General features: G+C 72.2%; 11 protein-coding genes. 3 read left to right on the plus strand and 8 right to left on the minus strand.

Annotated features, from left to right (window positions below):
• On the minus strand, positions 1 to 148 hold a 148-nt coding region (locus FM051_RS17295; protein WP_162470722.1), incomplete at its 3' end, for an adenosylhomocysteinase.
• An 81-nt stretch (positions 149 to 229) separates the two neighbouring features.
• Between FM051_RS17295 and FM051_RS17300 the strand changes: the two genes are divergently transcribed.
• Complete coding sequence (locus tag FM051_RS17300; protein ID WP_158844237.1) at positions 230 to 2,704, plus strand: hypothetical protein; 2,475 nt, start codon at positions 230 to 232, stop codon at positions 2,702 to 2,704.
• Here the strand turns inward: FM051_RS17300 and FM051_RS17305 are convergent.
• Positions 2,607 to 3,950 carry a glutamate mutase L gene (locus tag FM051_RS17305; protein ID WP_158844239.1) on the minus strand — a complete coding sequence of 448 codons (1,344 nt, stop codon included), beginning with the start codon at positions 3,948 to 3,950 and terminating at the stop codon, positions 2,607 to 2,609. The genes FM051_RS17300 and FM051_RS17305 overlap by 98 nt on opposite strands.
• Before the next feature lie 77 nt (positions 3,951 to 4,027).
• On the opposite strand from FM051_RS17305, the gene FM051_RS17310 reads away from it, so the two are divergent.
• The gene (locus tag FM051_RS17310) at positions 4,028 to 5,548 is read left to right on the plus strand and encodes an amino acid permease (protein WP_158844241.1); all 1,521 of its coding nucleotides are present in this window, start codon (positions 4,028 to 4,030) and stop codon (positions 5,546 to 5,548) included.
• A gap of 118 nt (positions 5,549 to 5,666) precedes the next feature.
• On the opposite strand, the gene FM051_RS17315 is transcribed toward FM051_RS17310, so the two are convergent.
• The 6 genes from FM051_RS17315 to FM051_RS17340 form a co-directional block, all read right to left on the minus strand.
• A complete protein-coding gene (locus FM051_RS17315; protein ID WP_158844244.1) occupies positions 5,667 to 6,587 on the minus strand; it encodes a cation diffusion facilitator family transporter in 921 nt (306 codons plus the stop codon).
• Positions 6,588 to 6,630: 43 nt separating this feature from the next.
• A complete protein-coding gene (gene manA / locus FM051_RS17320; protein ID WP_202918913.1) occupies positions 6,631 to 7,848 on the minus strand; it encodes a mannose-6-phosphate isomerase, class I in 1,218 nt (405 codons plus the stop codon).
• Between the two features lie 10 nt (positions 7,849 to 7,858).
• The gene (locus FM051_RS17325; protein ID WP_158844247.1) at positions 7,859 to 8,935 is read right to left on the minus strand and encodes an SIS domain-containing protein; all 1,077 of its coding nucleotides are present in this window, start codon (positions 8,933 to 8,935) and stop codon (positions 7,859 to 7,861) included.
• A gap of 6 nt (positions 8,936 to 8,941) precedes the next feature.
• The gene (locus tag FM051_RS17330; RefSeq protein WP_073886315.1) at positions 8,942 to 9,139 is read right to left on the minus strand and encodes a Trm112 family protein; all 198 of its coding nucleotides are present in this window, start codon (positions 9,137 to 9,139) and stop codon (positions 8,942 to 8,944) included.
• A 5-nt stretch (positions 9,140 to 9,144) separates the two neighbouring features.
• Positions 9,145 to 10,497 carry a phosphomannomutase/phosphoglucomutase gene (locus tag FM051_RS17335; RefSeq protein ID WP_158845268.1) on the minus strand — a complete coding sequence of 451 codons (1,353 nt, stop codon included), beginning with the start codon at positions 10,495 to 10,497 and terminating at the stop codon, positions 9,145 to 9,147.
• A 78-nt stretch (positions 10,498 to 10,575) separates the two neighbouring features.
• A complete protein-coding gene (locus tag FM051_RS17340) occupies positions 10,576 to 10,935 on the minus strand; it encodes a DUF3499 domain-containing protein (RefSeq protein ID WP_158844249.1) in 360 nt (119 codons plus the stop codon).
• Positions 10,936 to 11,099: 164 nt separating this feature from the next.
• On the opposite strand from FM051_RS17340, the gene FM051_RS17345 reads away from it, so the two are divergent.
• Positions 11,100 to 11,546: a metallopeptidase family protein gene (locus tag FM051_RS17345; RefSeq protein WP_158844251.1), complete on the plus strand. Its 447-nt coding sequence runs from the start codon at positions 11,100 to 11,102 to the stop codon at positions 11,544 to 11,546.
• The last annotated feature ends 26 nt before the right edge of the window (positions 11,547 to 11,572 follow it).

Below are 11,572 nucleotides of genomic sequence, written 5' to 3' on the forward strand. Positions count from 1 at the left end.
AGACCTCCGAGTACTCGCGGCGCAACGCCATCAGGCCGGGCATCTCGTGCTCGGCCAGGCGGATCTCCTTGCGGCCGAACTCGGCCAGGGACAGGTCCGCCACGGCGAAGTCGATGCCGTTGCGGGTCTGGAGCCTCTCGGCGGTCATCGCGGGTTCCTCCATCTCGGGTTCGCCCGACCCTACCGCCCGCCACGCCGGTCCACGGACGTCGCCTGCATGTGGCTTCGGATGGACCACTATGACGAGGCTGACGTGAGGTTCGCGGGAGGTTTTGTGCTGATTCCCGGCCCCGACACACGGGTGGTCGAACTGCGGGTGCACGGTGTGCAGGGCACCACTCCGCAGTCGCTGGTCGACGCGGTGGCGGCGGTGGACGTGGCGGGCGACGGGCTCGGCCGCGTCGTGCGCCCGGCCGACCGCCTGCGGAGACCCGCACCGGGCCCGGTGTTGCAGGCCGCTGGTCGCCCGGTGACGCGGGTCGTCGAGGGCTACGTGTGGGGCGGGATGACGTCCGGCGGCTGGGCCAAGGCGACGTGGGCGCTGCTGTTCCCGTTCTCGCTGGCGAACGTGGCGCACTGGATGCTGCCGCCGACGCCCACCGGGTCCGTGCCCGCCCACCTGCTGGGGATCGGGCTGCGCGCACTGCTGCGGCTGGCGGCTCTGCTGCTGACCGTGCTGCTCGTGGCGCAGCTGGAAGTGATCAGCCTGGACCTGGTGGCGGCGCAGTGCCTCGCGCCCGGTGCGGCGTGCCTGTGGGGTCCGTCCTGGCTGAGCACGACGCCGTGGGTGCGTGCCGTGGTGGGTCTGGCGCCGATCGCGCTGGCCGTGCTGGTGCTGCACCGGATGTCCAGCGTCGACTGGCGGATCGAGCGCAAGGAGGTGCCCGCCTCGGAGAACGGGCCGTCCGGGCTGCCCGGCGCGCACGTGGCCACGGACCCGGACACGCCGGCGTTGCGGGTGCTGCACATCGTGGCGGGGTTGGGCACGGCCGTGGTGATCGCGTTGGGCGGACCGCCGGGTCCGCTGCTCGCGCCCGGCTGGCACGGGGTCGCGATCACGGTGTGCTGGACGTTGGGTGTCGCCCTGGTGGGGGTGGCCGCGTTGGGCGCGATGCTGCTGGACGACCCGACGGGCGGCGCGCCGCACCGGGGTGGGCGGTGGCTGCGGGCGGCGTTGGGGCGTGGGCCGCGGCGGGTGCTGCAGGTGGTGTCGTGGCTGTCGTTGCTGGTCGCGACCGGGTTGCTGGTCCGGTTGCCGGTGCGGCTGCCGGGCGCGGACCTGGCCGTGCAGATGGTGGCCGCGCTGGTGGCGCTGGTGTGCGTGCTGATCGCGTTGCTGCTGGTGCCCGCCGCGTTGCTGGCCCGGCGCACGTGGTCCGCCCAGCCGCGTGACCTGCGGCCGTGGGCCGGTGGCTGGATGGCCGCACCGGTGGTGGCGCTGGCCGCGCTGCTCGGCGGCGGGTTCGGCGCGGGCGTGGCGCTGACCGTGCAGCGGGTGCTCGGGCACGGTGTGCTGCCGCGCGGGTACGACTACATCGCGCTGCTGTGGGGCGTGGCCGGGGTGCTGGCGTTCCTCGCCGGGGTGGCGATGGCGGTGACCACCGGGATGATGCGGTGGAGTTCGCTGCGGCGGAACAAGGAGTGGGCGCGTGAGGCGTCCCTGTTGCACGCGGGGCGCGCACGGGACGTGAAGCGCGCTGCGCGGGCGTGGTGGTGGGCGCGGTGGCAACGGCGGCACAGCCACCACGTGGTGCTGATCATGTCGTCGGTGCTGGCGGTCGGCGCGGTGCCGGCGGCGGTGCTGCGGCTGCGCGAGGTCGACCCGCCGGGGTGGACGCGGCCGATCTCCGGGTTCGGCGTGGTCGTGCTGGCCGTGTTGGCGTTGTCGCTGCTGCGGGCGGTGTACCTGGCGGCACGGCAGCCGGACAAGGCCAGGCAGGTCGGGGTGTTGGCCGACCTGGCGGCGTTCTGGCCGCGCGAGGCGCACCCCGTGGTGCCGCCGTGCTACGCGTTGAAGGTGGTGCCGGAGCTCGTGGCGCGGGTGCGTGAGCACCTGGCCGATCCCGGCACGCGGGTGGTGCTGGCCGGGCACAGCCAGGGCAGCCTGCTCGCGGCGGTGGCGGCGGCCCGGCTGCTGGAGGAGCTGCCCGCTGCCCAGGCGGAACGGGTGGGTCTCGTCACAGCGGGGTCGCAGCTGCAGTGGGCGTACCCGCGGGCGTTCCCGGCGGTCGTGCCGCACAGCTCGTTGGAGTCGCTGGCCGGCGGGTTGGCGGGTCGGTGGCGCGCGCTGTGCCGGGGCACGGACGCGTTGGGCGGCGCGGTGATGACGTGGAACCGGCAGGTGTTCGACGGGATGCTGCTCGGCGCGGGCTTCCGGCCGGACGGCACGTCGGGCGCGCTGCCGCCGGCGTTGCGCGGTCCGACGGGCGCGCTGGTGCTGGGCGGTGACCACTGGCTGCCGGACCCGCAGCGCGGGCCGTTCCCCGGTCGGCGGTGGGCGGCGGGCGTGAACCGGCACGCCGACTACACGTCCGATCCCGAGTGGGACCGGGCGGTCGCCATCGCGGCCGGTCTGGAGACGACCGACCCGCCGCCGCCCGTGCTGCCTATCGCGCGGCAGGCGCCTCCGATGAGGCTGCCCTCGCCCTCGCCCTCGCCCTCGCCCTCGCCGTCGCCGTCGCCGGAACCGAAGCGAGGTGGTTGAGCAGGCGGTCGGCCGCTGACGTGCGACCGGTCTCGGCCAGGAGTCCGGCCGGAGCCAGCACGTAGTCGCGGTCGACCGTGATGGCCGCCGTGCGCAGGATCGGGCGCAGCACCGGGTCCGCGCGCAGCGCGCGTTCGACGTCCACAGTGGACTCGGCGTGCCGGAAGACGCCGCCGGACAGCACCAGCAGGCCCGCGCCCCGCGGTCCGAGTTGGCCGTCGACCAGCCTGAGGTGGCGGCGGATCGCGAGCACGGCGGCGAGGGCGGCGAGCCTGAGGTCCACGGTCGGGTCGTCGGGCAACCACGTCACGTCGGCGGCCCGTGCGGCGGCTTCCCCTTGCAGAACAGCGGCTTCCGCCTTGTCGATCAGCTTCTCCGCCACCGCCTCGGCCACCACGCCGGGCGCGGACCAGCGCATACCCAGATCGCCCTCGACGGTGCGGCGGTCGGGCGGCAGCGCCACCGTCCGCTCCGGGCCGTCTGCAGTGGACACGGCAGAGTAGACGTCGGTGGTCGCGCCGCCGACGTCCACGACCAGGACCGCGCCTTCCCGGTCCCGCATGGCCAGCCGGGAGACGCCCTGGAGGACCGCGTCCGGCGTGACGGCGCGGACGAGTTTGCGGAACCTCGGCCCGCGTGACAGGCCCTTGCCGCCGATCACGTGCTCCAGGAACACCTCGCGGATCGCGGCACGCGCCGGGCCCGGTGCGAGTTCGCCGACATCCGGCAGCACGTTCGCGGTCGGCACGACGGTCCGGCCGCCGAGCAGGTCCAGCGCCTCCGGTCGCGCCTCGACGTTGCCCGCCAGCACGATCGGGCAGGCGATCCGGTTCGCGCCGAGCTTGCGGGCGTTGTGCAGGAGCACCGACGTGTCGCCGCCGTCCGTGCCGCCGACCAGCAGCACCAGGTCCGGTCCGGCCGCGCGCAACGCCCGGATGCCCGCGCCGTCGAGCGGGCCGGCCGAGACGTGCACCACCCTCGCGCCCGCCGACAACGCCACCCGGTACCCGGCCTCGGCGCTGACCAGCCGTTCCTGCCCGACAACAGCCAATCGGAGGCCGCCACCGGCGGAAGAACACGCGATGGTGTTCCCGGCGGGACCGAGGGCTTGTGTGACGACGTCGACGCCTTGAAGCACCTCCGGCGGGGTAGTCGTGTGCTGCGCGGTACCCAGCAGGTCACCGGCTTCCGACACCAGGGCGCCCTTGGTCCAGGTCGAGCCGATGTCCAGGCAAAGCACCGTCATGCAGGCAAAACTACCGGTGGCGCCGATTGTCGGACCCCACCTCTAGGCTGATCGGACCAATCAACGCAGGAGGAGCTGTGCCGGGGAACGGGCTGTGGCGCACGAAGTCGATCGAGCAGTCGATCGCCGACACCGACGAGCCGGAGACCAGACTGCGCAAGGACCTCACCGCGTGGGACCTGACGGTGTTCGGTGTCGCGGTGGTGATCGGCGCGGGCATCTTCACGCTCACCGCGTCCACCGCGGGCAACCTCGCCGGACCGTCGGTGTCGTTGGCGTTCGTGCTGGCCGCCGTGGCGTGCGCGCTGGCCGCGTTGTGCTACGCGGAGTTCGCCTCGACCGTGCCGGTGGCCGGCAGCGCGTACACGTTCTCGTACGCCACGTTCGGCGAGTTCATGGCGTGGATCATCGGCTGGGACCTGGTGCTGGAGTTCGCGGTCGGCGCGGCGGCGGTGGCCAAGGGCTGGTCGGTGTACCTCCAGACGGTGCTCGGGCAGCTCGGCGTGACGGTGAAGACCACCGCGTCGGTCGGCGGGCTCGACGTCGACTGGGGCTCGCTGCTGCTGATCGCCGTGCTGACCGTGCTGCTCGTGGTCGGCACGAAGCTGTCGTCGCGGGTCAGCGCGGTGATCACGGCGGTGAAGGTGGCCGTGGTGCTGCTGGTGATCGTGCTCGGCATCGGGTACATCAAGGCGGCGAACTACACCCCGTACATCCCGCCCGCCGAGTCCGGCGGCACGACCGGGTCCGGCTTGGAGCAGTCGCTGTTCTCGCTGGTCACGGGCTTCGAAGGCAGCACGTACGGTGTGCTGGGGCTGCTGGCCGCCGCGTCGCTGGTGTTCTTCGCGTTCATCGGCTTCGACGTGGTCGCGACGACCGCCGAGGAGACGCGCAACCCCCAGCGCGCCGTGCCGCGCGGCATCCTCGGGTCGCTGGCGATCGTGACGGTGCTGTACGTGGCGGTGTCGCTGGTGATCACCGGGATGCTGCCGTACGACCAGCTCAAGACCCAGCCGGACGGCACCCGGGCCACGTTGGCCACGGCGTTCTCGCAGAACGGCGTGGACTGGGCGGCCACCGTCATCTCGGTCGGCGCGCTGGCGGGCCTGACCACCGTCGTGATGGTGCTGATGCTGGGCCAGTCGCGGGTGCTGTTCGCGATGTCCCGTGACGGTCTGCTGCCGCGCGGCCTGGCCCGCACGGGTCAGCACGGCACGCCGTTCCGGATCACCATCGCCATCGGCGTCCTGGTCGCCATCGCGGCCGGTTTCTTCCCGGCGGGCAAGCTGGAGGAGATGGTGAACGTCGGCACGCTGTTCGCGTTCATCCTGGTCTCCGCCGGTGTCCTGGTGCTCCGCAAGACCCGCCCCGACCTGCCGCGCGGCTTCCGCGTGCCGTGGGTGCCGGTGGTGCCGATCCTCGCGATCCTGGCCTGCCTGTGGCTGATGCTGAACCTGACCGCGCTCACCTGGGTCCGGTTCCTGGTGTGGATGGCCCTGGGCGTCGTCGTGTACTTCGCATACAGCCGACGGCACTCCCTGCTGGGCCAGAAGGGCGCCACCGCCGTGCCCGTGGTGAAGCACGACGAGATCCCGTAACACCTCCGCAAACGCCGAAGGGCGACGAGCGCAACGGCTCGTCGCCCTTCGACGTCGACTGTGTCTTTGAAGACCGTGTCTTTGAAGGTCTTTGAAGGTCTTTGAAGGAGGGGAGGAACTACGACTTGGCCAGCGACCGGTCCAGGTCGGGCTCCAGGTAGATCAGCCGGGCGGCGGGCACCTTGTTGCGCACGCGCTGCTCGGCGTCGTCGATGGCCTCGGCCACCTCGGTGATGCTCAGGCCCGGGTTCAGTGCGATCTTCGCCGCCACCAGCAGCTCGTCCGGCCCGATGTACTGGGTCCGGATGTGGATGACGCGCTGCACCTTGCCCGCCGCCAGCTCGCCCACGATCACGTCCAGCTCCGCCGGCACCGCGCCCTCGCCGATCAGCAGCGACTTCATCTCCACGATCAGGATGACCGCGATCACGCCGAGCAGCACACCGATGCAGATGGTGCCGATCGCGTCCCACACCGGGTCACCGGTGATGGTCGACAGCCCCACCCCGAACAGGGCCAGGACCAGGCCGAACAGCGCGCCGGCGTCCTCCAGCAGCACGACCGGCAGCTCGGGCACCTTCGACTGGCGGATGAACTGCCACCACGTGGCGTCACCCCTGATCTTGTTCGACTCGACGATCGCGGTGCGGAAGCTGTAGATCTCCAGGCCGATCGCGACGACCAGGATGATCACCGCGACGATCGGGCTGCTCAGCTGCTCGTGGGACTCCAGCTTGTGGATGCCCTCGTACAGGGCGAACACCGAGCCCAGGCTGAACAGCATCAGCGCCACGATGAACGAGTAGAAGTACCGGTCCCGACCGAACCCGAACGGGTGGTTGAGGGTGGCCTTGCGCTGCGAGGTCTTCTGCCCCAGCAGCAGCAGGCCCTGGTTGGACGTGTCCGCCACCGAGTGCACCGACTCGGCGAGCATGGACGACGATCCGGTGATCAGGAAGCCGACGAACTTCGCCACGGCAATCCCGGCGTTGGCCACCAGTGCGGCGATGATCGCCTTGGTCCCGCCCCCTGCTGACACGGTTGCTCCCTAAGCGCCCAAGTCCGATTGGTCGGGTGTGACCCTACTCAACCCCGGGGGTGGCGCGGAAAAGCTGGGTGTCGACGTCCGCCGTGACGACCACGGCCGGGTCCTGCGCGGGCAGCCACACGGACTGGCCGCGTTCCAGCACCAGCGACTCGCGCCCGGTCGACAACCGCGCCCGGCCACGCGTGCAGAGCAGGATCTGCGGCCCGCTGTGGTCGACCCGGACCTCGGCCGAAGCCGAAGGCCCGACCTCGATCCGCGACAGCTCGAACTCCGGGCACCCCGTCCGGTACGCCCACAGCCCCGGTGACGTCCGCACACCGCTCTGCACCGGCATGTCGCCGCACCGGAAGTCGAGCACGCGCATCAGCTCGGGCACGTCCACGTGCTTGGGCGTCAGCCCGCACCGCAGCACGTTGTCCGAGTTCGCCAGGATCTCCACCCCGGTGCCGTGCAGGTAGGCGTGCAGGTTGCCGGCGGGCAGGTAGATCGCCTCGCCGGGCTGGAGCACGAGCCGGTTGAGCAGCAGCGCGGCCAGCACGCCCGCGTCACCGGGGTACGCCTCGCCCAGCTCCAGGATCGTCCGGCACTCCAGGTCGAACTCGCCGTGCTCCTTCACGTGCAGCACGCACGCGTCCAGCACCTGCGGCAGGAGCATGCCCAGCGCGGTCTGCGGCAGCGTGATGAGGGTCGTGAACAGCGCCCGCAGCCCGCTCGCGTCCGGCTGGGCGGCCAGCAGCTCGGCGTACGGGGCGAAGTCCGGCGCGTCCAACGACCGCAGCAACGCCACCGTGCGCTCCGGCTCGCGGAACCCCGCCAACGCGTGGAACTCGGTCAACGCGCAGATCAGCTCGGGCTTCGCGGACGGGTCCTTGTAGTTGCGCACCGGCGAGTCCATCGGCACGCCCGCCGCGTCCTCGGCGGCGAACCCGTTCGCGGCCTGCTCGGCCGACGGGTGCGCCTGCAGGCTCAACGGCTCGTCCGCGGCCAGCACCTTGAGCAGGAACGGCAACCGGCTGCCCCAGCGGTCGGCGTGCCGGGTGCCCAGCTGCCCCTCCGGGTCGTCGGTGAGCATGTCGAGCAGCGAGCGGTACTCGCCGTCCGGGCCCACCACCCGCGACGGGTCACCGGGGTGGGCGCCCATCCACAGCTCGGCCTCGGGGTGCGGCGTCGGCACCTCCCTCCCGAGCAGCTCTGCGATGGCGGTGCGCGATCCCCACGCGTACGCGCGCACCGCGTTGTGCAGCAGGTCCACAGTCATCCCTTCACATGGCCGGCGCGTACAGGCCGGGCCCGCCCAGCGTGCCCGCCGCCAGGCCCAGGTACAACGCGGCCAACTCGAACCGCAAGGCGAGCAGCGCGGCGCACACGGCGTCCCCGCCGCTCACCTCCTCGGCCGGTTCGAGCACGTCGGCTCCGGACAAGGTCTCCATCGCGACCCGCCGGGCGAACTCGGCCTGCGGGCCCTGGCGCACGGCCAGCAGCATCACGCGGACCATGCCTTCCGACTCGTCGTCCGGGTCGGCGAACAGGTCGTCGCCGGACGTGCCGCGCACCGCCCGGCGGTGCAGCACCGACCGGGTCAGTGCCTGAGGATAGCCGGCCACGTCGCTCACCACGCCCGCGTAACCGGCCAACGCGCCCGCGCCGTGCACGGCGACGGCCGTCGCCAGGTCGTCCAGACCCCACAGCAGCGGGGTGCGCTCGGCGACCCGCAGCGCGAGCGTCTTGGCCGGGTTCACGAACGACTCGTGCATCGGGTGGCACCGCTCGGCCTCCCGGTCCAGCTCGTCCGCGATGGCCTGCACGTCCACGTCGAGCAGGCCCAACGCCTTCAACGCGACCAGCCACGCGGCGAGGCAGCGGGGGAAGCCGAAGCCCGCCGGCACCGGCACCCGCGGCGGGATCAGCAGCGCGTGCTGCGCGGCGGACGCGGCCACCGGGCCGTCCGGCTCGGCGGTCAGCAGCACCCGCGCGCCACGGCGGGCCGCCCGGTGCACCGACTCGGCCAGCTGCACGTCACCGGGGTCTTCGGTGTGCGCGAGGACCACGTCCAGCGCGCCCACCCACGTCGGCACGTCGTCGGTGACCACGACCGGCACCGGGCAGCGCGGCCCGAGCAGAGCCGTCACCAGACCGGCCACCGCCGTGCCCACGCCGGGCCGGGTGACCAGCACCAACGCCCGCGGGCGTTCCTGGAACACCCTGGTGACGCCGAGGTCTTCCGCCGCCTCGGCGGTCGCGCGGACCTGCGCGCCCGCACGTGCGGCCGCGCGCAGCAGACCCTCCCGGTCAGCTTCGCTGAGCCGGGACTGGTCGTCGAGGAGGCTGTCGTCGAGCACTCGGCATCACCCTGCCGTCGGCTCGACAGCTTCGTCGAGCAGCAACACCGGGATGCCGTCCCGAACCGGGAACGACCGGCCGCACGAGGTGCAGGTCAGGTAGTCCGCCAGCGGGTCGGACGCGGTGCCGACCTTCAGCGGCGCGTGCTCCGGGCACGGGCACGCCAGGATCTCCAGCAACTGCGCGTCGAGTTGGACAGCCACGGTGCTCATCCCCTCACGATCGACAGGACCTCGTCGCGCAACGCCGCGACCGAGGCCGCGTCGGCGGCTTCGACGTTGAGCCGGAGCAGCGGCTCGGTGTTGGACGCACGGAGGTTGAACCAGGAGCCGTCCGGCAGGTTCACCGTGAGGCCGTCCAGCTCGTCCAGCTCGACGCCCTCGCGCCCGCCGAACTCGGCCTTGATGGCGGCCAGCCTGCCCTTCTGGTCGTCCACCGTGGAGTTGATCTCACCGGACGCGGCGTAGCGGGAGTAGTCGCTGGTCAGAGCGGACAGCGTACCGTCCTGCTCGCCGAGTGCGGCCAGCACGTGCAGCGCGGCCAGCATGCCCGTGTCGGCACGCCAGAAGTCGCGGAAGTAGTAGTGCGCGGAGTGCTCGCCGCCGAAGATGGCGCCGGTCTTGGCCATCTCCTCCTTGATGAAGGAGTGGCCGACGCGGGTGCGCACCGGGACGCCGCCGTGCTCGCGGACGATCTCCGGCACGCCGTGCGAGGTGATCAGGTTGTGGATGATCGTGCCGCCCGGGTCCTTGGCCAGCTCGCGCACCGCGACCAGGGCGGTGATGGCGGACGGGGACACCGGCTCGCCGCGCTCGTCCACCACGAAGCAGCGGTCCGCGTCGCCGTCGAACGCCACGCCCGCGTCGGCCTGCTCCTCGCGGACCCTGGCCTGGAGGTCGACGATGTTCTTCGGGTCGAGCGGGTTGGCCTCGTGGTTCGGGAAGTTGCCGTCCAGCTCGAAGTACATCGGGACGATGTCGATGGGCAGGCCCTCGAAGACCTTCGGCACGGTGTGGCCGCCCATGCCGTTGCCCGCGTCCACCACGACCTTCAGCGGCCGACTGGAGCTCAGGTCCACCAGTTCGCGCAGGTAGGCGGCGTAATCGGTGAGCATGTCCTGCTCGGTGACCGTGCCCTTGGTGACGCCCTCGGCGTCCGGGACGCCCTGCTCGGCGTCCGCTCGGATCTGCCCGAGGCCGCTGTCCTGGCCGACCGGGGCGGCGCCCGCGCGGCACAGCTTGATGCCGTTGTACTTCGCCGGGTTGTGGCTCGCGGTGAACATCGCGCCGGGCAGGTCCAGCTTGCCGGAGGCGAAGTACAGCATGTCGGTGCTGGCCAGACCGATGCTGATGACGTCGACGCCCTGCGCGGTGACGCCCTCGGCGAACGCCGCGGCCAGGCCCGGCGAGGAGTCGCGCATGTCGTGGCCGATCACCACGGCGGGGCCGCCGACCAGGCGGGCGAACGCCGCGCCGAAGTCGCGTACGACGTCCGCGTCGAGCTGTTCCCCGACGACACCGCGGATGTCGTAAGCCTTGACGATGCCGGACAGATCGCGCACGGCCACACTCCCAAGTTGGCTCTTGACACTGCCTTGGGAAGCCTACCGGCGCGCGCCTGAGCGTCGTGTCCGGTCCGTTCAGTCGTCGTTGGGATCCGGGAGTACACGCAGGTGGCCGCGCCTGATGGTGCCCGCGGGCATCTCCGGCACCTCGATCGGCGGGGTGGCCCGGCCGGCCTCGCGGACCGCCTCGGCCAACGCGGTCAGGTCGTCCACGGTCGGCTCGGGCGCCCGGAACTCGCCCTGGTGCCGCACGACCTCCCAGCCGCGCGGCGCGGTGAGGCGCAGGGCGTGCTCTTCGCAGAGGTCGTAGGAGTGCGGTTCGGAGTACGTCGCCAGGGGTCCGACCACCGCGGTCGAGTCCGCATAGGCGTACGTGAGCGTGGCGACTGCCGGGTTCGCGCACCCGGTTCGCGAGCACCGTCTCACGCTCCGCACGGCGGGGACGATATCGCGTCCCGCACGGCGTGTGTTGGATTACCTCCGGCGCGGCGCTGGAGGTGGTGCCGGACTTCGGCAAGTTGCCTGGTCGCGGAGGTACCCCGTGCGGTCGGGCGGCGTACGTGGCCCGGCGGCGGACAACTACCCTCTACCCCGTGGTGATGGCTCGGGGTTCACGGCGGCAGGGCACTCCGCGACGACGCAACCGCGACCGGCACGGGCGGGGGTTGCGCGGTCCGCTGTACCCGGCCACGTTGCCCGCGGCCCGGAGCCGGGCGGAGAAGTTCGACGCGCTGGTGCTGGAGGCGTTGGAGCCGATCGAGGCCCGGTGGCGGACGGAGCTCACGCAGCTGGACGTCGCGGTGGACGACGTGCCGGACATCGAGCCGCCCGGCGACGACGGTGACGTGGTGGAAGACGGCAACGTGCCGTTGGCGCGCCTGGTCCCGGCCGGCGCGGACCGCCGTGCCCGCATCGTCCTGTACCGGCGGCCGCTCGAAGCGCGTGCCAAGGACGGCGCCGACCTGTCCGACCTGGTCCACGACGTCCTCGTCGAACAGGTGGCCAACTACCTGGGCCTGGACCCCGACGTGATCGACGGCGACTGACCCTCACCCCGCCCGTCCTGAACGTA

The sequence above is a fragment of the Saccharothrix deserti genome (assembly GCF_009769385.1).
GTDB lineage: Bacteria > Actinomycetota > Actinomycetes > Mycobacteriales > Pseudonocardiaceae > Actinosynnema > Actinosynnema deserti.